We start from the raw sequence: 23,407 nt of genomic DNA, 5'->3' as shown, positions 1-23,407 counted from the left end.
CTCATTCAAACTCCCGATTTTTATGACGACGTTATCGATATGGTATTGATGTGGCCGGCTGTACCGCCGGCAGCCCGACATCATAGCAATAAAGACGCGCCTGCTGCGGGAGTTGACCGCCGGTTAGCCGGCCGGCAGTGCCAGTTGGTCGAGCGCCACGTGGCCCAGGAAGCCGCCCTGGCTGGTGGCCGGCAAGCCGTCCTCGATGGCATGGGCAAAGCGAATGCCGGGGTCCTGTTCCAGCGCCGCCAGCACGCGCGCCGTGTCCGGATAGTCTGCCAGGCGCGCCAGCTGCAGCGGTTCGGCCCAGCGCGCCGTGGCGGCCAGGTAGGCGTCGGCGATGGTGGGGGCGGTATCGGAAGCGAGCCAGGTGCGGCCGGCGAGCAGGCGCTCCAGGTGCGCCAGGCTTTTGTTGACCTTCTCGACGGCCATCTCGCGCCAGACGGCCGCGCGCGCGTCGGTTTCCGGCGCGCGCGCGGCCTGGAAGGCGGGCATGAAGGCTGCGTGGAAGGTCGTGTGCAAAAACGAGAGCACGCTGTTCAGGCGGTCGTATTGCGGCGTGCCCTGCGCAAAGCCCAGGCCGCTATTGGGCGCGCGCGCGGCGATGTGCAGCAGGATCGCCATGCTTTCCAGCAGCGGCGCGCCCGCGTGCGTGAGCAGGGCCGGCGTCTGGCCCAGGGGATTGATGGCGAGAAAGGCGGGATGCTGCTTGCTGGCCGGGTCGCGCGCTTCCACGCGGGCAAGTTGGTACGGCAGGCCGCTCCATTCGAGGGCGGCGATGGCGGCAAACGAGCAGCCGAACGGCACGCTGTAGATCAGGGTGGTTTCCATGCTGGAGCTCCGGTGAGATAAAAGAAGGGCAGTCTAATCGTGATGGTTACTATTTGGAAGAAGGCAGAATAATGTGGTATAGGTACATTTTTTATACCAGGTGGGAAGGCAACCATGAGAGACAATGTCTCCGGCTGCGCCGTGGAAGAAGCCATGCGATTGCTGGGCGGGCGCTGGCGCATCGTGCTGCTCAGCTATCTGATGGCGGGGCCGAAGCGCTTCAGCGAAATCCGCCGCGCCGTGCCGAATATCTCGCAGCGCATGCTGACCCTGGACTTGCGCGCGCTGGAAGAGGCGGGCTTGCTGACGCGTACGGTCTATGCGGAAGTGCCTGTGAAAGTGGAATACCGGCTGACGGACGAGGGATTGCGCTTGCGGGAGCTGGTCGAGATGCTGCGCGCCATCGGCTTGCGCCTGTGCGGACAGGCGGACGGGGGCGGCGCCTTTCTCGCGCCCGATGGCGACGATCATTCTCAATAGAAACAACTGTCTTTATGTAAAGTGCTAGACTGCCGGCCTTTGCTCACTACTCTCGACACCCATGCGCCTGACTTCCCTCGCCCTGACCGCCGCCGCCCTGTTTGCCGCCTTGCCGGCCCAGGCGGCCACCATGCCGACGCTCGAACAAATCCACGCCGCCGTGCAGGTGGGCGTGGCCAAGACCCGGGCCAAAATGCAATCGACTGTGACGGTACCGATCGCCGTCAAGGTCACCAGCTTGACCGGCTGCCAGGATTCGCAGGAAGTGCCGGGCGAAGTGGTGTGCCTGGTCGCCATGAGCGCGGGCATGCGCGATGCTTTCATGGTGCTGCCGCTGCGTAACGAGAACGGTACCTGGGTGGGCGTCGAGCGCAAGGATGCCAAGTTCGCGGGACCGTCGCCGGCCGAGGCGCAAGCCATGATACGCGCCTGGGCCAAGGAAGAAGTGGCGCGCAATCCGGAAGCGGCCAAGGATGTGCAGATGCAGGAAGCGCAGAGCACCATGCAGGTCAAGGCCATCAACGAGTGCGAGGTCAAGCGCAAGACGGGCTATCTGGTGTGCGATACGGAATTGAGCGTGCCAAGCCGTCCGGAAGCCATCAAGACGGAACTGACCTTCATGCTGGAAAACGCCAACTGGCGCTACGTGCCGCGCTAAGCCGCCGCGTTGTTTGCCGCCGGGACAGTCACGCTGTTCCGGCGCCGTTCCCGCCATTCCCCTGCGGCCACGCTGCCGCCTGCAATATTTGCAGATTCGCAAGGCAATTTCGCCAGTGAAAATTGCCGATTTAAATTAATAATTAGATATTAAAATTAATGTATCGGTGCAGATTGCCGCCGGCTTCCTGCCGCCTTGCATTTGCCCGCTTCCCCGTGCCTGCACGGGCTACCTCTGAGGATGTGACCATGCGACTCAATCTTCCCGTCAGCGATACCGAAATCAACCTGAGCGATACCGAGACCATCGTCTCGACTACCGACTTGCAAGGCAATATCACCTATGCCAACCCGTATTTCATCGCCGTCAGCGGTTATAGCGCGGAAGAATTGATCGGTGCGCCGCAGAACATCCTGCGCCATCCGGACATGCCGGTCGAAGCGTTTGCCGATTTCTGGGCCACCATCCGTTCGGGGCATTCGTGGAGCGGCATGGTGAAAAACCGCTGCAAGAATGGCGATTACTACTGGGTGCTGGCGAACGTGACGCCGGTGGTGGAAGACGGCGTGGCCGTCGGCTACATGTCCGTGCGCACCAAGCCCACGCGCCAGCAGGTGGCGCAGGCCTCGGCCCTGTACGCGCGCATCAAGGCGGGGCAGGCCGACGGCATCGTCATCAGCCAGGGCGCGGCCGTGCGGACTGACTGGCTGGCCAGGTTCGCGCGCCTGCGCGACTTGCCGCTGGGCAAGCGCATCGGCTGGAACCTGGGCTTGCTGAGCCTGGTATTGCTGCTGCAACTGGCGTGGAATGCGGGCCTGCTGCCGGCCGGCGCGGCCGGCTGGCTGACGTGCCTGTCCGTGGCGGCCTTGGGCGCGACCCTGTATTTCTGGCGCAGCCTGCACCGCGCCGTGCTGCAACCGTTGCAGCAGGCGCGCCAGGCTTGCGACGTGATGGCGGGCGGCGACCTGACGGGCGAGCTCGACACCACGAGGCGCGACGAGATGGGGCAACTGCTGCGCTCCCTGCGCCAGCTGCGCGTGAACTTGCATTCCATCGTCGGCGACGTGCGCGGCAATTTCTTGCGTATCAGCATGGCCAGCCAGGAAATCGCCGCCGGCAATATGGACTTGTCGGGCCGCACGGAAGCGCAGGCGTCAGCCCTGCAGCAGACGGCGTCGAGCATGGAGCAGCTGGCGGCCACGGTGCAGCAAAACAGCGGCAACGCCGTGCAGGCCAGCGACATGGCGGGCAAGGTCCACGGCCTGGCCGGGCGCGGCGGCGAGATCGTCGGCCAGATGGTGAGCATGATGGCTGATATTGACGCCTCTTCGAAGAAGATCGGCGACATTACGGGCATTATCGAAGGCATCGCCTTCCAGACGAATATCCTGGCCCTGAACGCGGCCGTGGAAGCGGCGCGCGCCGGCGACCAGGGGCGGGGCTTTGCCGTGGTGGCGGGCGAAGTGCGCAGCCTGGCCCATCGCAGCGCGGCGGCGGCCACGGAAATCAAGCAATTGATCACGGCGTCGTTGGCGCAGGTGCAGGCGGGCGCGAAGCTGGCCCAGCAGGCGGGCGCCAGCAGCGCCGAAATGCTGGGCGCGGTGCAGGGCGTGCACGGCATCATGGAAGAGATCGCCTCCGCTTCGCGCGAGCAAAGCCACGGCATCGGGCAAGTCAACATGGCCGTCACGCAGATGGATGAAGTGACGCAGCAGAACGCGGCGCTGGTGGAGGAGTCGGCGGCCGCCTCGGCGTCGCTGCAAGACCAGACCTTGCAGCTGGAGCAGGCGATGGCCCTGTTCAAGCTGGAACGGCGGCGCGGCGGCCAGGCAGGCTCCGCCACGCCCCCGCGCACGGGGGAGCGCCGGCGTGCTACAGCAGGCGCTCTGACAACGCCTTGAAGGGAACCTTGGGCACGAGAAAGGCAAACGGCTGGGAGACGGGCGGCAACTGCGCCAGCAAGCCGCAGTCGGCGCGCAAGACCGTCAGCGCTTGTACTTGATCCAGATCAACGGGCAAGTCGATTTCGCCGAAGACCAGCTTGCCGTTGCGCGGCACGTGCGCGATGGCCGCATCCTGGCAGGCGAGGAAGGCGACGGCGTCGCGCCAGTTGCCGAACAGCGCTTGCCAGCCGGCATCGAGGGCATGGTCGGTTGCGATGTCCGCCTGCACGTCCAGCGAGGGCGCGCTGCCGGCACCGCTTGTAACGCTGCAGCGGGCTTGTGTGGCCGTGACTTCCAGCGTCATGCCGGCGGCCAGGTGGGTCGGCAGGATGTCGCTGAACAGCCGCGTGCCCAGCGCATGCGGCAAGCTGTCCATGATGTTTTTCAGAAAGTACACGCAGGGCACGGCCGGCGCGCCCGCTGGCGTGTGGTCCAGATATACACGCCAGTTGCTTTGCAACGGAGACGGCAGCATCCGGCGCAGGGGGCCGGGCAGGGCCGGGCCGAAGTGTCCGTGACGGTAGGTCAGGACGGTAAACGGCGTCTTGCCGTCGCGCTGCCACAGGGTCACGCCGGGGGGCAGCAGTTGCTGCGCGGCAGCGGCGTCGACCAGCCAGCTCACGTAGACGACGTCGCGCACGTCGCTGTGCAGGGTCAGGAAGGGCAGGCGGGACATGATCGCCTGGCGTAGGTTGGCAAAGCGCGTGGAATTGGCGAGCGCGGCAAACAGGCGCCCCGGCCAGCCCGCGCGCGGGTTGCGGTAAGTGTTGTCTTGCAATTGGGAACTTTCGGGGTAGATGCCGGGGGAATACGCTGATGCAAAAGCACCCGTCCACATCATCGCGAGCGGCAGCGATATGTGGCCGAGACGCGCAGCTGTGCTGGAGCACAGCGAGCATCGCAGGCCGCACAGGGCGCCGCGCAGCCGATGTGGGCGGGCGTCACTATTATTGCATGTGCCAGCCGTGGCTCACGACGATCGATTGGCCGCTCAGGGCGTTCGACGGGAAGGCGGCCAGGAAGACGGCCGTTTGCGCCACGTCTTGCGTGGTGGTGAATTCGCCGTCAATGGTGTCTTTCAGCATGACTTTCTTGATCACGTCTTCTTCGCTGATGTTCAGCTGGGCCGCCTGTTCGGGGATTTGCTTGTCGACCAGCGGTGTGCGCACGAAGCCGGGGCAGATGACGTTGGCGCGGATGCCATCCTTGGCGCCTTCCTTGGCCACCACCTTGGCCAGGCCCAGCAAGCCGTGCTTGGCGGCAACGTAGGCGCTCTTGAACGGCGAGCCTTCGTGCGAGTGCACGGAACCCATGTAGATGATGGCGCCGCCGCGGCCCGCCTTGATCATTTCGCGCATGCAGGCGCGCGTGGTAAGGAAGGCGCCGTCCATGTGAATGGCCAGCATCTTTTTCCATTGGTCGAACGGGTAGTCGACGACGGGGCTGATGATCTGGATGCCCGCATTGCTGATCAGGATATCGATGCCGCCGAAGTGGGCGGCGGCATCGGCCACGCCCTTGTCCACTTGTTCTTCGCTGGAGACATCCATGGCGACGGCAAACGCCTGGCCGCCCGACTGCTTGATTTCCTCGGCCGTCTTGCTGGCCGCTTCCAGGGCCAGGTCGGCGATGACGACCTTGGCGCCTTGTTTCGCGTATTCAATAGCCATTTCCTTGCCGATACCACTGGCGGCGCCGGTAATCAGTGCGACTTTGTCTTTGAGTTGCATATTAATCCTTTGCATTGCGGGTTGGAGTGATCGTGGAAAACCTGACTATGCCAGTATAGCCAGAAAACGCGCCGCGCATGCCCCGCGCACGCCTATGGGGCTTGCTGCCGGTCAAGTTGTCTCTCTTGTATTTCCTGCAAGCGCCAGGCGCCGGGATTGGTACCCGCCCAAGTGCGGAACGCGTGATTGAACGCGCTTTGCTCCTGGTAGCCGAGCAGGAAGGCGATATCGACCAGCGACAAATCCGGCGCGCGCAGATAATCGCGCGCCAGGCCGTACCTGGCCTGGTCCAGCAGGGCCTGGAAGCTGGTGCCCGCGTCGGCCAGCTTGCGCTGCAGGGTGCGCGGCGTGACGGCCAAGGCGGCGGCAACGGTGGCCAGCCGCGCCGACCCGTGGCGCAAGCCCGCGACGATGGCCGCGTGGACTTGCGCGTCGATGGCGCCGCCAGTGCCGGTTTCAGCCTGGCGCTGCGCCAGCAGTTGTTCCGCATGCTGGCACAGCACGGGGTACAGGCTGACGTCGGCGTTCGGCACGGGCCAGTCCAGCAATTGCGCGTCGAATGTGGCCGTGTTGGCAGGGGCGTTGAAGGCGGGCAGGCTGCCCAGCACGCGCACGTATTCGTCGCGGTGCGCCGCGTGGCGCAGCAGGTCGCCGCCGCCATCGTGCGTGAACGCCAGCCGGGCCGGCGGCAGCGGCATGCCCGCCAGCCAGTCGCCGCACACGCGGATGCCGGCAAAGACGCTGTCGACCAGGTGCCGGCTGGCGCCCGGGTAGTTACTTGCCCAGCGGTAATGTGCGACGGCGCCGTCGCGCTGCAGGGTCGAGCGGCCCAGGTCGTGCGCCAGCCGTTCATAGCGGGCCGTCTGTTCCAGCGCCTGGCCCACGTTGCTGCAACTGAGCAATATCAAACCGTAGGCGCTGTAGGTGCCCATGCGCACGCGCTGGCCTACGTGCAGGCCGAAATGCGCATCGCCCGCCAGTTGCGCGCCCGCATCGAGCAGGCGCACGTAGTCGCGCGCGGCCAGGCTGGCTGCGGACGCTTCCAGGCTGTGCGGCGCCACGCCGGCCGCCTGCGCCAGGGCGGCAACGGGGATGCCGTGCGCGCCGGCCGCTTCCAGCAGCGGCTGCAGATAGGCGCCGGCGACCCGGCCGTCAGTGCTTGTCATGATGGAACAATGCGATTGTCATGAAAAACCAATACCCTTGGCCTGTGGCGGCATATGCTGTTGAACAGGCAAGAACAGTATAGCAAGCCGCCGTGGCGCGCAACTGGCCGAACACAGGGGATGTCGATGCAACGCTGGAATGGCTGGGGAGACGAGAGCATCACGTATGCGCTGAGCGAGGACGCGCTGGCCTTCCTGGGCGAGCGCCTGGGGCCGGGCAGCGCCATCGTCGACGCCACCTTCGACGACGCCTGCGCGCAAGTGCCCGCTTCGCGTCTGGCGCCGCATCCGCTGATCGACACCCAGCCTGCCACGCGCGTGCGCCATGCGCTCGGTCAAAGCCTGCCCGACTGGTTTAAATTACGCCATGGCCGCATCGGCGCCGTGCCCGATGGCGTGGCCTTTCCCGACAGCGCGCTGCAGGTGCGCCAGCTGCTCGCGTATGCGCGCCAGGCGTGCGTGGCCGTGATTCCCCACGGTGGCGGCACCAGCGTGGCCGGGCATTTGACGGTGGCGGCGGGGCCGCGCCCCGTGCTGGCGCTCAGCCTCGCGCGCCTGTGCGCGTTGGGCCACCTGGACCGCGAAGCGCAGCTGGCCACGTTCGGCGCGGGCGTGTATGGTCCCGACCTGGAAGCGCAGTTGCGCGCGCATGGCTACACCCTGGGCCACTATCCGCAGTCGTTCGAGTATTCGACCCTGGGCGGCTGGATCGCCACGCGCTCGTCGGGCCAGCAATCGCTGCGCTATGGCCGCATCGAGCAATTGTTCGCGGGCGGCGAAGTGGAAACGCCGGCCGGTACCTTGAGCATCCCCACCTTTCCCGCTTCGGCGGCCGGCATCGACCTGCGCGAAATGGTGCTTGGCTCCGAAGGGCGGCTGGGCATCCTGACGCAGGCTACGGTGCGCGTTTCGCCGCTGCCGCCGTATGAAGCATTCCACGCCGTGTTTTTCGCCGACTGGGGCCAGGCGCAAACGGCCGTGCGGGCGCTGGCCCAGTCGCGGCTGTCCTTGTGCATGCTGCGCCTGTCGAATGCGCTCGAAACGCAGACCATGCTGACCCTGGCCGGGCACAAGAAGCTGGTGGGCTTGCTGGAGCGCTATCTGTCGCTGCGCGGCTGCGGCGAAGGCAAGTGCATGCTGATGCTGGGCGTCAGCGGCGAAACCGGGCCGGCGCGCGCGGCCCTGCGCGGCGCCCTGGCGCTGGCGCGGCGGCACAAGGGCGTGCACGTGGGACGGCACATGGGCGACAAATGGAAGCAGGGGCGCTTTCGCAACGTCTACCTGCGCAATGGCGCGTGGGAACACGGCTATGTCATCGATACGGTGGAAACGGCCGTCGACTGGCCGCGCGTGGCGCCCATGATGGCGGCGCTGGAGCAGGCGGGCACCAAAGCGCTGGCGCGGCACGGCGAGCAGGTGCACGCCTACACGCATTTGTCGCACGTGTACGCGCAGGGCGCCAGCGTCTACACCACATATGTGTACCGGCTGGCGCCCACCTTTGAGGAAAACATGGCGCGCTGGCGCAATCTGAAGGATGCGGCCAGCGCCGCCATCGTCGCCCATGGCGGCACCATCAGCCACCAGCATGGGGTGGGCACGGACCACGCGCCATGGCTGGCGGCGGAAAAGGGAGAGCTGGGCATCGCCGCCATGCGCGCGCTGCTGCGCCAGTTCGACCCGCAGGGCATGATGAATCCCGGCAAACTGCTGCCCGAAGCGGGAGGCGGCTTGTGAACGGGGCCAGGCGCCGCGACGGGCTGCCCGCGCTGCTGGCGCGCGAGTGGGATGTCTTGATCGTCGGCGGCGGCATCACGGGCGCCGGCATCCTGCTGGAAGCGGCGCGGCGCGGCTTGACGGCGCTGCTGGTGGAGCAGCGCGATTTCGCCTGGGGCACGTCGAGCCGCTCCTCGAAGCTGGTGCACGGCGGCTTGCGCTACCTGAAGCAGGGACAGTTCGCGCTGACGCGCGAATCGGTGCATGAGCGGCAAGCCTTGCTGACGGATGCGGCGGGGCTGGTCGAGCCGCAGGGCTTTGCCTTTGGCGATTACACGGGCCGGAAGCCGGGCCGGCGCCAGTTCATGCTGGGCCTGGCCATCTATGACGTGATGGCGGGCCGGCGCGCGCGCCGCTATGTCGATGCGGCGGATTTCGCCATGCTGGCGCCGCATGTCAACCGCGATGGGCTGCGGGGCGGCATGCTGTACCAGGATGCCAAGACGGACGATGCGCGCCTGGTGCTGCGCGTGCTGCAGGAGGCGCGCCGCCATGGCGGCATGGCCGTCAATTACCTGGGCGTGAACTCGCTGCTGCGCGACGATGGCAAGGTCGCCGGCGCCACCTTGAACGATGCGGTCGATGGCAGGGCACTCACTGTGCGCGCGCGCCTGGTGATCAGCGCCACGGGCGCCTGGGCCGACGGCTTGCGCGGCCAGGTGGGAGAGCCGCCGAAACTGCGGCCCCTGCGCGGCAGCCATCTGCTGCTGCCGGCCTGGCGCCTGCCGCTGGCGCAAGCCGTCAGCCTGATGCACCCGCACGATGGCCGCCCCGTGTTTGCGTATCCCTGGGAGGGCGTGACCCTGGTGGGCACCACCGATGTCGACCATGGCGCCAGCCTGGACCTGGAGCCGGCCATCACGCGCGGCGAACTCGATTATCTGCTGGCGGCGCTGCGCTGGCAGTTTCCGCAGCTGGCGCTGGGCGAAGACGATGTGCTGGCCACGTTTGCCGGCGTGCGCCCCGTGATCGACAGCGGCCAGCTTGACCCGTCGAAGGAAGCGCGCGAACATGCGCTATGGCTGGAAAACGGCTTGCTGACGGTGGCGGGCGGAAAATTGACGACGTTTCGCGTGATTGCCCTGGACGCATTGCGCCGCGCCGCGCCGCTGCTGCCGGGCTGGCAGGCGGATTTGCGCCCCTTGCCGATCTTTGACCCGTCGCCACCCTTGTCGGGCAAGGCCTTGGCGCTCGATGGCGAGCAGCGCGAACGCCTGCTGGGCCGTCATGGCGCGGCCGCGCAAGCGCTGTGCGATGCGGCGCAGGACGGCGAACTGGATCCCATTCCCGGCACGCAGACCTTGTGGGCGCAGCTGCGCTGGGGCGCGCGCAACGAGGACGTGCAGCACCTGGACGACTTGCTGCTGCGGCGCACGCGCCTCGGTTTGCAGCTGGCCGGCGGCGCGCTTGCTATCATGCCGCGCCTGCGCGCCATCTGCCAGCAGGAACTGGGTTGGGACGATGCGCGCTGGGAGGACGAGCAGCAGCGCTACCTGGCCTTGTGGCGCCACCATTACAGCGTGCCGCAAGGCGAATGAAGCAATGATAAAAACAGCGATAAATGCGGCGATACAAGCAGCGATAAGAATATAAAAGAGGAGAGCATCATCGAAACTACCCTGTTTGGCCAGCTCCTGGCGCTGGGCGACGCCCGCATCACCTACGACAGCCTGTCGCCGCTGGACTTGCGCCTGCCCGTGGATGCCCTCGCCGACGACCTGGGCGAAGACTTGCTGCAAATCACGTGCGCGAATGGCGACATCGTCGACGTGGGCTGGTATCCGGCCTGGAATGCGCAGGGACGCTTGCGCGTGGTGGCCGTGCGGGGGCAGGACTGGGACGCGCCCGTGTTCAGCGCGCAGCCGGACAAGGATCCGCAGGCGCTGCTGCAGGCGCTGCGCGCCGCGCTGGCCAGCGTGGCCTGAGCCATGACCTCCGCAGCGGGCGATGGCCCGTATATCCTCTCCATCGACAATGGCACGCAAAGCGTGCGCGCGCTGCTGTTCGACCGGGACGGCAAGCTGGCGGCCAAGGCGCAAGTCTTCCTGGAAGCGTATTACTCCGACCACCCCGGCTGGGCAGAGCACGACGCCGACGGCTACTGGCAATCCGTATGCGAAGCGTGCCAGCAGCTGTGGCGCGGCACGGACATAGCCAAATCCTCGGTGGCCGGCGTGGCCGTCACCACGCAGCGCGGCACGGTGGTCAACGTGGATGAACATGGCGCACCGTTGCGGCCCGCCATCACCTGGCTGGACCAGCGCAGCACGCGCGACATTCCCCGGCTGGCGCCGTGGTGGCGCGCCGCCTTCCGCGCCACACGCCTCGACGGCACGATCGCGTACTTCCGCCGCGAGGCCGAGATCAACTGGATCAGCGCGCACCAGCCCGACATCTGGCGCCGCACGCACAAATTCCTGCTGCTGTCGGGTTTTCTGAATCACCGGCTCTGCGGCAACTACGTCGATTCGACGGGCTCGCAAGTGGCGTACATCCCGTTCGACTACAAGCGCCACGCCTGGGCCGGGCGCTTCGACTGGAAATGGCAGGCGCTGGCGATTCGACGCGCCATGCTGCCCGAGCTGGTAACGCCTGGCACGCGCATGGGCGCCATCACGGCATCCGCCGCCGCGGCGACGGGCATCCTGGAAGGCACGCCCTTGCTGGCGGCCGCCGCCGACAAGGCGTGCGAGGTGCTGGGCGCCGGCTGCGTCGAACCGCACGTGGCGTGCCTCAGTTACGGCACCACGGCCACCATCAACACGACCAACCGCAAGTATGTGGAAGTGACGCGCTTCATTCCGCCGTATCCGGCCGCCATGCCGGGCGCCTACAGCACGGAAGTGCAGATATTCCGCGGCTACTGGATGGTCAACTGGTTCAAGGAGCAGTTCGGCGACCGCGAACGGGCGGCGGCCGCCGAAGATGGCACGGGCCTGTCCGCCGAAGCGCTGTTCGACCGCCTGGTCGAGGCCGTGCCACCCGGCTCCATGGGCCTGATGCTGCAGCCATACTGGAGTCCCGGCATCAAGGTGCCGGGACCGGAAGCGAAGGGCGCCATGATCGGCTTTGGCGACGTGCACACGCGCGCGCACATCTATCGCGCCATCCTCGAAGGACTCGCGTATGCGCTGCGCGAAGGCAAGGAGCGCATCGAGCAACGCAGCGGCATCGCCATCACGGAGCTGCGCATCGCGGGCGGCGGTTCGCAAAGCGATGCGGCCATGCAGCTGACGGCCGACATCTTCGGCTTGCCCGCCGCGCGCGCCCACGTGTATGAAAGTTCGGGCTTGGGCGCGGCCATCGCCGCTAGCGTGGGCCTGGGCTGGCATGCGGACTTTCCCGCCGCCGTGCAAGCCATGACGCGCAAGGGCAAGGTATTCCAGCCGGATCCCGGGCACAGCAAGGTCTATGAAAAACTGTACCGGCGCGTGTACCGCAAGATGTATGCGCGGCTGCAGCCTCTGTACCGCGAAATCGCCGACATCACCGGCTATCCTGAAAAGTGACCGGCTAGCGCAGGACGAGCGCCTTGACCGTTTCCCAGGCCGCGCTGCCCGATTGCGTGACGCGGACCTGGTTGCGGCCCCCTTCCTTGGCCACGTACAGGGCGCGGTCGGCGGCGACGAACAGCGCTTCGCGGTCGTCCAGCTGGTGCGGGCGGATGGTCGCCACGCCGATGCTGACGGTGATCCACGGAGAAGTGATCGATCGCGGGTGCGGCAGTTGCAGCGCTTCGATGTGCGCGCGGATGGCTGCGGCCAGGTGCAGGGCGCCTTCGGCATCCGTGTCGGCGAACAGCAGGACGAATTCCTCGCCGCCGTAGCGGGCCGCCAGGTCGCCGGGGCGTGCGGCGTGCGAGGCGATGGCTTGCGCCACCTGCTGCAGGCAGCTGTCGCCGGCCGGATGGCCCAGGCTGTCGTTGTACAGCTTGAAGTGGTCGACATCGAGCACCACCAGCGACAGGACGCCGCCGCCGCGCACGGCGCGCTGCCATTCCTTTTCCAGGAAGCTGTCGAAATGCCGGCGGTTGGCGATCTGCGTCAGCGGGTCGAGATAGGCGGCGCGCTGCAAGGCGTCTTCCGACTGCTTGTGGTGCGTGATGTCGTGCAGCAGGCCGATATACAGGGGCTGGCGCAGATACATGGGCGTCAGGGTCAGGTCCATGCTCAGCGCCTCGCCGTTGCGGTGGCGGATCGCCACTTCGCGCGTGCCGTGGTTGTGCGCTTTTTCCGGATTGGCCGCGTGCATGGCGAAGTAATCGAGGTATTCCTGCGTCACCAGGGGGCTGAGCAACTCGCCGATGGAGCGCCCGGCCAGTTCGTTTTCGCGGTAACCCAGGTACTGGTCGCAGGCCGGATTGGTGTACTGGATGCGGCCATCGGCTTCGATGATCAGCAAGCCCTCGGCCATGTTGTTGACGATGGTGCGCAGGCGCTCGGCCTGTTCCTGCTGGGTTTCATTGTTGCTGCGGATTTGCAGCTGGGCGCGCACGCGCGCGCACACTTCGGCCATGCGCAACGGCTTGCTGATGTAATCGACGGCGCCGCAGTCGAAGCCGGCCACCACGTCTTCCGTTTCCGTCTTGGCGCTCATGAAGATGACGGGGATACCCTGCGTCAGCGGGTGCTGCTTGAGGCGGCGGCACGTTTCGATGCCGTCCATGTCCGGCATCAGCACGTCGAGCAGGATCAGGTCGGGGTGGGCGCGCTGGGCGATCGCCAGCGCCCGTTCGCCGGACGTGGCGACATAGGTTTGATAGCCTTGCTCGCTCATCAGTTTGCGCAGCAGCTCAAGGTTGGCCGGCGCATCGTCGACAATCAAAATGGCGGCCTCGCGCCGCTGGGAATGCTCCACACTGCCTGGACTCATTGCTTCCGGCCTTCTCGATGTACTTTGCGATGCCAGCGATTGCTGCACTTTCGGTGATGCTGACCGGGTTCAAATCTGCGACAGCGGTCAAATCATACCGCCTTGCCAATTTTTTGGGTGAAAAAATCGACGTTGCACGAGGTGGTAAAATATTATTTTTATGCTATTTTTAAAAATAAATACACGCAATTGCTATCGTGAAGGCGGGTTTTGGGCGAAAAAGACGCGTGCCCCCTGGAGCTGGGGCAGCTGGGACACGCCCCGCGGCAGGCGGGGCGTGGGGAGTGCAATTACATTTTTGCGGCGATCAGTTTGCCGAGGATGGCGATGCCTTCGCGGATGCGTTCCGGCGGCACCGTCACGAACGACAGGCGCAGGGTGTGCGTTTCCGGCGTGTTGGCGTAGAACGGCGCGCCCGGCACGAAGGCGACCTTGTTGGCGATGGCTTCATCGAGCAGTTTCATCGCATCGATGTGCTTCGGCAGGGTTACCCAGATGAACATGCCGCCTTCAGGCTTGGTCCACGTGACGCCTGCCGGGAAGTGTTCTTCCAGCGCCGACAGCATGGCCTGGCACTGGTTGCCGTACAGGCTGCGGATGCTGGGGATATGCCGGTCCAGGAAGCCATCCTTGATCACTTCATGCACGACCATCTGCGTCAGTTGCGACGTGTGCAGGTCGGCCGCCTGCTTGGCCAGTTCCAGGCGGCGCACCAGCGGCATCGGCGCCACCACGTAGCCGAGGCGGATGCCGGGCGTGAGCACTTTCGAGAACGAGCCCATGTAGATCACGCCATCCGGATTCATGTTGATCATCTTCGGATACGGCTCGCCGCTGTAGCTCAGGGCGCCGTACGGATCGTCCTCGATCAGCGGCAGGCCGTGGCGGGCGCAGGTTTCCACCAGTTCCACGCGGCGCGCCACGGACAGGCTGCGGCCCGTCGGGTTCTGGAAGTTCGGCAGCGCGTACAGCAGGCGCGCGCCATCGGCGACGGGGTTGACCGACGACGGCACCAGGCCTTCGTCATCGGTATCGACGGAAACGAATTCGGGACGGTAGACGGAAAACGCCTGCAGGGCGCCCAGGTAGCTGGGGGTTTCCACCAATACCTTGCTGCCTTCGTCGATCAGGACCTTGCCCAGCAAGTCCAGTGCCTGCTGCGAGCCGGACGTCATCAGCACTTGTTCCGGCATGATGGTGCTGCCGTTGGCGGACAGGGAATCGGCGATCCACTGGCGCAGCGGCAGGTAGCCGTCGGTCGGGCCGTATTGCAGGGCGACCTTGCCATTGTTCGACAGGACCTTGTCGAAGGCGGTTTTCATTTCTTCCACGGGGAAGGTGGCGGGCGAGGGCAGGCCGCCGGCAAACGAGATGATCTCGGGACGCTGCGTGATCTTCAGGATTTCGCGGATGAACGAGCTTTGCAGCTGTTCCGCGCGTTCGGCAAAGCGCCATTGGATCGGATTCGGATTTTCAATTTTCATACGAGTCTCACAGAAGATGCCGAGCTGCGCCGGCTGGATTTGTTGGCCCGCTTGTGGCGGTGCGTGCGCAAGCGGCGCCGGATAGGCGTCGCCATGGTGCTGCGGTATTGTACGGCTTGCACGCCGCTCTGCCCATCCGCACGCGCAACGGCGTTGCAAATGGGCGTCAGGGAGCGTTACTTCAGCTTGCGCCCGATCCCCACCACGGCGATCACGGCGCCCGCAAACAGCAGGCTTTCACCCGTCAGGGGTTCGTGCAGCAGCAGCGCCGCGCCCAGCAGGGTGAGGAAAGGCTGCAGCAACTGCGTCTGTCCCACGCGCGCCACGCCGCCCAGCGCCATGCCCCGGTACCAGAAAAAGAAACCGATAAACATGGAAAACACGGAAATGTAGGCAAAGCCCAGCCAGGCCGCGCTGCTGGCCTGCGCCATCAGCGCGCGCTGCGGCCAGGCGTTCCACAGCACCACGGGCAAGACAAATGGCACGGCCAGCAGCAGCGCCCAGGAAATCACATGCTGGCCCGGCATGGCTTGCGCCAGGCGCCCGCCTTCGGCATAGCCGAGCGCGGCCAGCAGTACGGCGGCAAAGATCAGCCAGTCGGCCAGGTGGAAGCTGCCGCCGCCCTGGCGCAGCGCGAAGGCCACCACCAGCGCCGTGCCGAGCAGGGCCATCAGCCAGAAGCCCAGCGATGGGCGCTCCTTGCCGCGCAATACGGCAAACACGGCGGTGGCCAGCGGCAGGATGCCAACCAGCACGGCGCCGTGCGAGGCGGGCAGGCTGCGCATGGCGATCGACGTCAGCCAGGGGAAACCCAGTACGCAGCCCAGCGACACGAGCGCCAGCGGCAGCCATTGTTCGCGGCGCGGCATCGGCGCGCGCTGCTGCCATAGCCACAGGCCGGCCAGGACAGCGGCCACCAGGGCGCGGCCCAGGGCGACGAAGGTGGGGTCGAGTTCGGCCACCGCCAGCCGCGTAAAAGGCAGGGTCAGGCTGAAGAGGGCGACGGCAATCAAGCCCAGCAACAGGCCGGTGCGGTCGGCGCCGAGGCGCGGTGGGTGGTTGGAAACGATGGTGCTGGTGTGCGAAGACATGGGATTCCCGAGGCTGGCGTGACAAGGTATGGGCATGGATTAAACTGCCCGATACTGCTATCCTAGGGCGCAATAGCAATACAGTACAAATACACTTCCACGCATAATTTCACATACTGTGATGGTCATATGAGCAATACACTCCCTTTGCTGTCGCGCGTCTCGGGCGAAACCCTGATCGACCAGATCGTGCGCTCGCTGGCGGCGCGCATCGACGACAAGCTGCTGCGCGGCGGTGCGCGCATGCCGTCGATCCGCCAGTGCGCCGCCAGCCTGAGCGTGTCGTGCGCCACGGTGGTGGCCAGCTACGACAAGCTGGTGGCGCGCGGCTACCTGGAATCGCGGCGCGGTGCCGGCTTTTTCGTGTGCGAGCGCTCGCCGTTGAACACCCCCTTGCCGCCCGCTGGCGCGCAGGATGCGGCGGCGCAGCCGATGGACGTGGTGTGGCTGATCCGTAACATGTTCCGCCAGACGCCGGCCATCCCCGCGCCAGGCTCCGGCATGCTGCCCGCCGAGTGGCTCGATGGCGACCTGGTGGCGCGCGCCTTGCGCGACGTCAGCCGCCAGCCCGGCAGTTTGCTGCTGGGCTACGGCGCGCCGCAGGGTTTCCTGCCGTTGCGCCAGCAGTTGCAGCTGAAGCTGGCGGGGCTGGAAATCGCCTGTCCGCCCGAGCAGATCGTCACCACGGTGGGCGTGATGCAGGCGCTGGACCTGGTGGCGCGCGAGTTTGCCCGTCCCGGTGAAACGATTTTCGTCGACGATCCCGCGTATTGGCTGATGTTCGGCGCTTTTGCCGCGATGGGCATGAATGTCATCGGCATCCCGCGCTTGGCCGACGGCCCCGATATCGCCGTGCTGGCCGAGCTGGCGGCGCTGCACCGTCCCAGGCTGTACGTGATCAATTCGGTGCTGCACAATCCCAGTTCGACGTCGCTGTCGGCGGCCAAGGCTTTCCAGGTGCTGCGCCTGGCCGAACAGCACGATTTCCTGATCGTCGAGGATGACATTTATTGCGACATGCACCCGGGCGGCGCGGTGCAGCCGGCCACCCGCCTGGCCGCGCTGGACCAGCTGCGCCGCGTAATTTACCTGGGCGGCTTTTCCAAGAGCCTGGCGGCGAACCTGCGCGTGGGCTTCATCGCCACCTCTGCGGAGCGGGCGCAGCGCCTGGCCGACCGCAAGATGCTGGCAACGCTCACCACCAGCGACATCGGCGAGCGCGTGGTGTATAAAATCCTCTCGCAGGGGTTGTACCGCAAGCATGCGGAGCGCCTGCGCGCGCGGCTCGACAAGGTGCGCGAGGGTACGTACCGCAAGGTCGAGCAGGCGGGCTTGCGCTTCAACCCGGCATCGGCGGGCATGTTCGTGTGGGCCGATGCGGGCTGCGACACGAATGTATTGGCCGAAAAGGCGCTGGCTCAGGGCCTGGTGCTGGCGCCGGGCAGCCTGTTTTCGCCGCGCCAGCTGCCGTCGACCCGCATGCGCCTGAACCTGGCCACGGTGCAGGACGAGCGCATCTGGGCGTTTTTTGACCGCGCACTGGGGTAAACTGGGCATTGCAGGACATTCGGCTGGGGCTCTTGAAATCGCTTGGACCATCCCCAACTCCGTAGAATCCGTCCCATCCACAAGACTATGAGGTAAAAATGGCTGTCTCCGAAAAGCAAACCCTGGGTTTTCAGACCGAAGTGAAGCAAATGCTGCACCTGATGATCCATTCCCTGTACTCGAACAAGGAAATCTTCCTGCGCGAATTGATCTCGAACGCGTCCGACGCGGCCGACAAATTGCGCTTTGAAGCGATCGATAACGACGCCCTGTACGGCAACGATCACGAATTGAAGATCAAGGTCAGCTTCGACAAGGATGCGCGCACCATCACCATTTCCGACAACGGCATCGGCATGACCCGCGACGAGGCGATCTCGCACCTGGGCACCATCGCCAAGTCGGGCACCAAGGAATTCTTCGGCAAGCTGTCGGGCGACCAGCAGCAGGACGCGGCCCTGATCGGCCAGTTCGGCGTGGGCTTCTATTCGGGCTTCATCGTCGCCGACAAGATCACCGTCGAAACGCGCCGCGCCGGCGTCGACGCCTCCGAAGGCGTGCGCTGGGAATCGGCCGGTGAAGGCGATTACAGCATCGAGACCATCGAAAAAACGGGCCGCGGCACGGACATCATCCTGCACCTGCGCGAAGGCGAAGACGAATTGCTGTCGAGCTGGAAGATCAAGTCCATCATCCGCAAATACTCGGACCATATCTCGCTGCCGATCGTGATGCAGAAGGAAGAGTGGGACGACGAGAAAAAAGAAACCGTCCTGAAAGACGAATTCGAAACCGTCAACCAGGCCAGCGCCCTGTGGGCCCGCAACAAGGCCGACATCACGCCGGAACAGTACGACGAATTCTACAAGCACGTGTCGCACGACTTCCAGTCGCCGCTCACGCACACGCACAACCGCGTGGAAGGCCGCAGCGAGTACACGCAGCTGCTGTACATCCCGGCCAAGGCGCCGTTCGACATGTGGGACCGCAACAAGCGCGGCGGTATCAAGCTGTACGTCAAGCGCGTCTTCATCATGGACGATGCCGAGCAGCTGATGCCGACGTACCTGCGCTTCGTGCGCGGGGTGATCGACTCGGCCGACCTGCCGCTGAACGTATCGCGCGAAATCCTGCAGGAATCGCGTGACGTGAAAGTGATCCGTGAAGGCTCGACCAAGCGCGTGCTGGGCATGCTGGAAGAACTGGCGAACGCGGACGAGCAGGACAAGAAGGACAAGTACGCCGTCTTCTGGAAGGAATTCGGCCAGGTGCTGAAGGAAGGTATCGGCGAAGACGCGGCCAACAAGGAACGCCTGGCCAAGCTGCTGCGCTTTGCCTCGACGGCCAACGACAGCGACGAGCAAATCACCTCGTTCGCCGACTACGTGGCGCGCATGAAGGAAGGCCAGGACAAGATTTACTACGTCACGGCCGACAATTACGCCGCCGCCAAGAACAGCCCGCACCTGGAAATCTTCCGCAAGAAGGGCGTCGAAGTGCTGCTGCTGACGGACCGCGTCGATGAATGGATGCTGTCCTTCCTGCAGGATTTCGAAGGCAAGGAACTGGTCTCCGTCGCCAAAGGCGGCCTGGACCTGGGCGCGCTGGAAGACGAAGCGGAAAAGAAAGAGCACGAAGAAACGGAAACCTCGTACGCCGACCTGGTGGGCAAGATGAAGGCCGTGCTGGCCGACAAGGCCAAGGACGTGCGCGTCACGTTCCGCCTGACCGATTCGCCAGCCTGCCTGGTGGCCGATGAAAACGAATTGTCGGGCAACCTGCTGCGCATGCTTAAAGCTGCTGGCCAGAGCGCGCCGGAGTCGAAGCCGATTTTGGAAATCAACCCGAACCACCCGCTGGTGACGCGCCTGAAATACGAAGATGCCGAAGGCGGCAAGTTCGGCGACTGGGCCAACATCCTGTTTGATCAGGCCATGCTGGCCGAAGGCGGTTCGCTGGCCGACCCGGCCAGCTTCGTGAAACGCCTCAACGAATTGCTGCTCAATTCGGCGAAGTAAACACCTTGCTGTTGACGTAAGCAAGCCGGCCCTTTCTGCGTGAAAGGGCCGGCTTTTTTTATGCTACAGTGCGCGATTATTTTATTTTATGGAAAAAGCAATGGCGCATTGCCCGGCATGTGACAGTTCCAACGTTCAACGCCTCTCCATGGTGCATGCCTCCGGCATTTCAGGCACATCGACCCATATGTCGGGCAGGATCGATGGTGATTTCATCCACGGCCATGCGCATACGCGCAGCCAGACCTTGCTGTCACGCCAGGCCGCAGGGCCGACGATGCAGACCCACCAGAAGGCAGGGCTGATCGTGTTGGGCGTGATCATTTTTATCATCGCCGCCGTCGTCTTTTACCAGGCCGGCGCGAATGGCCTGTTCTGGATCTTCGTGGCAGGGGGCGTTGCCTCCATCGCCTTGTCGCAAACGACCTTCGTCGCCAATTGGGACAAGGAGGCCGCCGCCTTGCAGGACACGTATGCGCGTACCTTCATGTGCCATGCCTGCGGCCACCGCTTCATTCCTGTACTCAGGCAACTGTGAAAATTCGCCTGATGGCCGGCCTGGGCGCGCATGCGCTGGGCTGCCTGCTGTTTATCGCATTGAGCTGGCTGGGTTTTTACCTGTACACGCAGCTGTTCGGCAGTCTCGGCTCGCGCGGCGTGGCCGGCGGCCTGGCCCTGCTGCTGGTGTTTTACGTGTATGCGGGCACGAATCTGCTGCTGGCGTTGCTGCCGCCCGGCAGGGTGAAGCCGCTGCTGTGCGGCTTGCTGGGCGCGGCCGTGCTCGCGTATCTGTTGCCCCAGCATCCGCTGCGGGCGATTTACTTCAGCGTGCTGGCGGGCGGCTTGAGCTGGTTGGCCGTGCTGGCCGGCACGCGTTTAAGCGGATACCTGCGCGGCTGACAGGGCGTTGACAAAGGCGGCGACGGCGACGGCGGCCGCTTCCGGCGCCGCCTGCAGCAGCATGTGCGGCGCGGCGATGTCGGCCAGTTGTGCGCCGGGTGCCAGGCGCAGTATCTGCAATGCGTTCGCCGGCGGCACCAGACGGTCGTGGCGGGCGCGCAGATACAGCACCGGCAGGCTGCCGCGCGCGAAGCTGCGCGAGGCATCGGTTTCCAGCACGGCGCGCAGGCGCTGGCGCAGCACGCTGGGAGGCACTTGCGCCAGCGCCACTGCCAGTTCCGCCTGCAGTTGCGGCGTGGCGCAGGGCGCCAGCAGCGCCTGGCGCAGGGCGAAGCCGGGCATGGCGCCAAAGGGCACAAGGCCGAGCAGGTGGCGCAGTGGCGCCAGCATCGGGCGCGGATTGCGCACGAATGAACAGCACAGGATCAGGGCGCGCATGCCGGGCGGCGGATCGGCGCGCAGGGCGGCCCCCAGCGGCCCGGAAAACGATTCGGCCAGCACGACGAAAGGGCGGTCCTGCGGCAAGCGCTCGCGCACGAACGCTTCCAGCGCCGCGTAATCGAGTGGCGCGGCCGGATAGGCGATGGCCAGGGTATCGATGGCGGCCTGCGCGCGCAAGGCGGCGTCAAAACTGTCGAATAGCCGGGCCGTGCCATCCATGCCGGGCAGGAGGACAAGCAGGGGCGAGGCGTGGGTTTGTGTCGTCATTGCGGCCATCATAGCAGCCGCGCCGGCATATGCGCCGTCCGCCAGCCGCACGGCATGGGCGCTGGCGCCATGCTAGAATCGCCAGCGCGCCCTGCGTGGCTGCAATTGCGGCCAAATCCCCGACAGACAGAATCATGCATATCATTTTTTCGAATTACCGTACTCTGGGCGGCGCCTTGCTGACAGCGGCCTGCGTCCTTTCCCAGCCCGCCCGCGCCACGGCGGCGCCCTCTGCGCCGGCCGGGAAAAGCCTGTCCTCCTTGCTGGCCGGCGGCCCCTTGCCGCGTCTGAGCGATGATGCGCAGGTGCGCGCCGCCCTGTTCGACTTCTTCGGTTACGCGCGCGGCAGTTACACGGAAGACGATGAATTGCTGCTGGCGCAGGCGCTCGAAGCGATCAGCGAAAAGCGCGATGCTACGCGCACCGTGCTGGCCGACGGCCGCCAGTTGCTGGCGTCGATGAATGACCGCAAGCAGGGCCGCGAACGGGGTGCCATGCTGCTCGACAAGCGCGGCGCCATCATCGCTTTTGGCCTCGTCAACGGGCATTGCCACCTCGAGGGCCAGCCGCTGGCAAAAGTCTGCAATCCCGATCCGAACGCGGTACTGACGGTGTTCCACCGCAAGGGCATGCTGGTCGGCGAAGCGGCGCCCTTGCTGGCCTGGGCCCGGCAATTGCCGCCCATGCTGGCGCTGATCGCGGGCGACAAGGAAGCGGGCGCCGATGGGCAAAAGATCGCCAGCGTCGAATATGTGCTGGCGCAGCCGGCCCTGCCGGGCTGGAACCGCGCCCAGCTGCCGCCCGCCTATCCGCCGGCGCTGCTACCGCTGCTGCTCGATAAGTCCACGGTGCTGACGTCGGCCGGCGCCGGCGTGTTTGCCTATCCGCTCACCTTGAAGGGCAAGAAGCAGAACAATGTGCTGGACCATGCCGAAGGCCGCCCGCCGCGCGACCTGGAAGTGGCGCTGCGCAGCTATGCCAGTTTCGACACGGTGGTGGAGCGCTACCGCCAGCTGGCCAAGGGCGCCAGGCTGCAGCGCAACGAGCGCACGGCCTACCTCGATGGCGACATGGGGCAGGGCAGCTACCGCGTCTACATCCGCAACACGGGCGCCGACGGCGTGATGATCGACGTGGCCTTGTGGCAGCGCAAGCTGGCGGCCGGTCGCTGATTTCAGGCAGGGCGCGCCGGTTCGTAGCCCAGTTGCACCAGCTGCGCGGCGATGGCGTCGTCGCGCGTTTTCCTGCCGGTGCGCAGGCGCGCATGCGTCAGGGACGCGGGCAAGCCATGCGCCAGCAATGCGTCGATGTCGAGCATGGTCTCGGATGCCGACAACTGGCGCAGGGCGGGCAAGGTGGCGAGGCCGGGCAGGTTGTCGAGCGTCTTGCAGGTGTGCAGGTTCAGGCGTTCGAGCACGGGATTGGCCCCCAGCGCGATCTGCCGCAGCTTGATCTGGTCTTCCACCCATAGCGCCTGCAGCAACGGGAAGCGGCCGATATCACCCAGCGTTTCCAGGCCGCGCACGCGTATCACTTCCAGTTTCTTCAACAGCGGCGCCTCGATGTGGGCGAGCGATTCGCGGCCGCCCAGCTGCAACAGCAGCCTGTCCAGGCGGCCCATCTCCGAGATGAAATCCAGCGGCACCTTGTTCTTGATGCGGTACAGCGACAGCTCGTGCAGCGCCGGCAGGCCGGCCAGGGTGTCGATGCGCTGGTGGTGGCCTTCGAGGACCAGGCTGGCCAGGTGCGTATAGTGGCGCAGGGGAGCCAGGTCGATATTGTTCTTTGCCGACTCGCCCAGATGCAGGTATTCGAGCCCGCGCAAACTCTCCAGCTGCAGGATGTCGGCTTGCGCCAGCTCGTACACGCCCAGGCTCAGGCGCTTGAGATGCCGCAGCTCGCCCAGTGCTTCCAGATGGATGGCTTGCCGGTGGTAATCGATGGACAGGCTGGCCACATGCGGCAGCGCGCGCAGGATGCGGGCATCGAACACCCTCGGGTCGTAGCCGTAGATGCGGATGGTCAGTGCCGTGCCGCAGGTGGCGGCCAGGGCGTCGAGGTCGGCCAGCAGCGGTTCCGGCTCGGCCAGGGTATTGAATTGCACCAGCACCTGCTTGCCAGCGGCAATGGCGGCGCGGATCGCCCCGGCGTCTATGTGCTCGGGGTTCTGGATGCACTGCGGCCGTTCTGCTTGCGTCATCG

At 65.6% G+C, this 23,407-nt stretch carries 21 protein-coding genes; 12 read left to right on the top strand and 9 right to left on the bottom strand.

Annotated elements, in window-relative coordinates:
- Positions 1–123: 123 nt before the first annotated feature.
- Complete coding sequence (locus O0881_RS14525; protein WP_289911883.1) at positions 124–831, bottom strand: glutathione S-transferase family protein; 708 nt, start codon at positions 829–831, stop codon at positions 124–126.
- A gap of 114 nt (positions 832–945) precedes the next feature.
- Between O0881_RS14525 and O0881_RS14520 the strand changes: the two genes are divergently transcribed.
- The 3 genes from O0881_RS14520 to O0881_RS14510 all read left to right on the top strand — a co-directional run bounded on the left by O0881_RS14520 (position 946) and on the right by O0881_RS14510 (position 3,870).
- The gene (locus O0881_RS14520) at positions 946–1,311 is read left to right on the top strand and encodes a helix-turn-helix domain-containing protein (RefSeq protein WP_289911882.1); all 366 of its coding nucleotides are present in this window, start codon (positions 946–948) and stop codon (positions 1,309–1,311) included.
- Positions 1,312–1,372: 61 nt separating this feature from the next.
- Positions 1,373–1,969, top strand: coding sequence for a hypothetical protein (locus O0881_RS14515; protein WP_289911881.1), 597 nt, complete (start codon positions 1,373–1,375; stop codon positions 1,967–1,969).
- Positions 1,970–2,217: 248 nt separating this feature from the next.
- Positions 2,218–3,870 (top strand): PAS domain-containing methyl-accepting chemotaxis protein, encoded by a 1,653-nt coding sequence (locus O0881_RS14510; protein WP_289911879.1) that lies wholly within the window; start codon positions 2,218–2,220, stop codon positions 3,868–3,870.
- Here the strand turns inward: O0881_RS14510 and O0881_RS14505 are convergent.
- The 3 genes from O0881_RS14505 to O0881_RS14495 all read right to left on the bottom strand — a co-directional run bounded on the left by O0881_RS14505 (position 3,842) and on the right by O0881_RS14495 (position 6,808).
- On the bottom strand, positions 3,842–4,690 hold the full coding sequence (locus O0881_RS14505; protein ID WP_289911878.1) for a DUF2071 domain-containing protein: 849 nt from the start codon (positions 4,688–4,690) through the stop codon (positions 3,842–3,844). The genes O0881_RS14510 and O0881_RS14505 overlap by 29 nt on opposite strands.
- A 169-nt stretch (positions 4,691–4,859) precedes the next feature.
- On the bottom strand, positions 4,860–5,642 hold the full coding sequence (locus O0881_RS14500) for a 3-hydroxybutyrate dehydrogenase (protein ID WP_034777971.1): 783 nt from the start codon (positions 5,640–5,642) through the stop codon (positions 4,860–4,862).
- 92 nt (positions 5,643–5,734) lie between these two features.
- The gene (locus O0881_RS14495; protein ID WP_289911877.1) at positions 5,735–6,808 is read right to left on the bottom strand and encodes an AraC family transcriptional regulator; all 1,074 of its coding nucleotides are present in this window, start codon (positions 6,806–6,808) and stop codon (positions 5,735–5,737) included.
- Positions 6,809–6,934: 126 nt separating this feature from the next.
- Between O0881_RS14495 and O0881_RS14490 the strand changes: the two genes are divergently transcribed.
- From O0881_RS14490 to O0881_RS14475, 4 genes are all read left to right on the top strand, one after another.
- The gene (locus O0881_RS14490; protein WP_289911876.1) at positions 6,935–8,545 is read left to right on the top strand and encodes an FAD-binding oxidoreductase; all 1,611 of its coding nucleotides are present in this window, start codon (positions 6,935–6,937) and stop codon (positions 8,543–8,545) included.
- On the top strand, positions 8,542–10,122 hold the full coding sequence (locus O0881_RS14485; RefSeq protein ID WP_289911875.1) for a glycerol-3-phosphate dehydrogenase/oxidase: 1,581 nt from the start codon (positions 8,542–8,544) through the stop codon (positions 10,120–10,122). Before O0881_RS14490 ends, O0881_RS14485 begins: the two co-directional genes overlap by 4 nt.
- A 159-nt stretch (positions 10,123–10,281) precedes the next feature.
- A complete protein-coding gene (locus O0881_RS14480) occupies positions 10,282–10,509 on the top strand; it encodes a hypothetical protein (RefSeq protein ID WP_289911874.1) in 228 nt (75 codons plus the stop codon).
- Between the two features lie 3 nt (positions 10,510–10,512).
- Positions 10,513–12,093, top strand: coding sequence for an FGGY-family carbohydrate kinase (locus O0881_RS14475; RefSeq protein WP_289911873.1), 1,581 nt, complete (start codon positions 10,513–10,515; stop codon positions 12,091–12,093).
- 4 nt (positions 12,094–12,097) lie between these two features.
- Here O0881_RS14475 and O0881_RS14470 read toward each other — a convergent pair whose 3' ends face one another.
- The 3 genes from O0881_RS14470 to O0881_RS14460 form a co-directional block, all read right to left on the bottom strand.
- Complete coding sequence (locus tag O0881_RS14470; RefSeq protein WP_289911872.1) at positions 12,098–13,456, bottom strand: diguanylate cyclase; 1,359 nt, start codon at positions 13,454–13,456, stop codon at positions 12,098–12,100.
- Positions 13,457–13,746: 290 nt separating this feature from the next.
- Complete coding sequence (locus tag O0881_RS14465) at positions 13,747–14,940, bottom strand: PLP-dependent aminotransferase family protein (RefSeq protein ID WP_289911871.1); 1,194 nt, start codon at positions 14,938–14,940, stop codon at positions 13,747–13,749.
- A 176-nt stretch (positions 14,941–15,116) separates the two neighbouring features.
- Complete coding sequence (locus O0881_RS14460) at positions 15,117–16,031, bottom strand: DMT family transporter (RefSeq protein WP_289911870.1); 915 nt, start codon at positions 16,029–16,031, stop codon at positions 15,117–15,119.
- A gap of 129 nt (positions 16,032–16,160) precedes the next feature.
- Here O0881_RS14460 and O0881_RS14455 point away from each other — a divergent pair, with 129 nt between their 5' ends.
- From O0881_RS14455 to O0881_RS14440, 4 genes are all read left to right on the top strand, one after another.
- Entirely contained in the window at positions 16,161–17,579 is a 1,419-nt protein-coding gene (locus tag O0881_RS14455; protein ID WP_289911869.1) for a PLP-dependent aminotransferase family protein, read from the top strand.
- A gap of 98 nt (positions 17,580–17,677) precedes the next feature.
- On the top strand, positions 17,678–19,597 hold the full coding sequence (gene htpG, locus O0881_RS14450) for a molecular chaperone HtpG (protein WP_289911868.1): 1,920 nt from the start codon (positions 17,678–17,680) through the stop codon (positions 19,595–19,597).
- 187 nt (positions 19,598–19,784) lie between these two features.
- Entirely contained in the window at positions 19,785–20,135 is a 351-nt protein-coding gene (locus O0881_RS14445) for a hypothetical protein (protein ID WP_289911866.1), read from the top strand.
- Positions 20,132–20,497 (top strand): hypothetical protein, encoded by a 366-nt coding sequence (locus O0881_RS14440; RefSeq protein WP_289911865.1) that lies wholly within the window; start codon positions 20,132–20,134, stop codon positions 20,495–20,497. Before O0881_RS14445 ends, O0881_RS14440 begins: the two co-directional genes overlap by 4 nt.
- On the opposite strand, the gene O0881_RS14435 is transcribed toward O0881_RS14440, so the two are convergent.
- Positions 20,474–21,205, bottom strand: a complete 732-nt coding sequence (locus tag O0881_RS14435; RefSeq protein WP_289911864.1) for an alpha/beta hydrolase — start codon at positions 21,203–21,205, stop codon at positions 20,474–20,476. The genes O0881_RS14440 and O0881_RS14435 overlap by 24 nt on opposite strands.
- Positions 21,206–21,339: 134 nt before the next feature.
- On the opposite strand from O0881_RS14435, the gene O0881_RS14430 reads away from it, so the two are divergent.
- A complete protein-coding gene (locus O0881_RS14430) occupies positions 21,340–22,377 on the top strand; it encodes a hypothetical protein (protein ID WP_289911863.1) in 1,038 nt (345 codons plus the stop codon).
- Positions 22,378–22,379: 2 nt separating this feature from the next.
- Here O0881_RS14430 and O0881_RS14425 read toward each other — a convergent pair whose 3' ends face one another.
- Positions 22,380–23,405 carry a hypothetical protein gene (locus O0881_RS14425; protein WP_289911862.1) on the bottom strand — a complete coding sequence of 342 codons (1,026 nt, stop codon included), beginning with the start codon at positions 23,403–23,405 and terminating at the stop codon, positions 22,380–22,382.
- Positions 23,406–23,407 lie beyond the last annotated feature (2 nt).

The sequence above is a fragment of the Janthinobacterium sp. SUN100 genome, from assembly GCF_030397705.1.
Lineage (GTDB): Bacteria > Pseudomonadota > Gammaproteobacteria > Burkholderiales > Burkholderiaceae_D > Janthinobacterium > Janthinobacterium kumbetense.
Note: the sequence above shows the minus strand (reverse complement) of the source record. Positions and strands in the feature narration are given on the sequence as shown.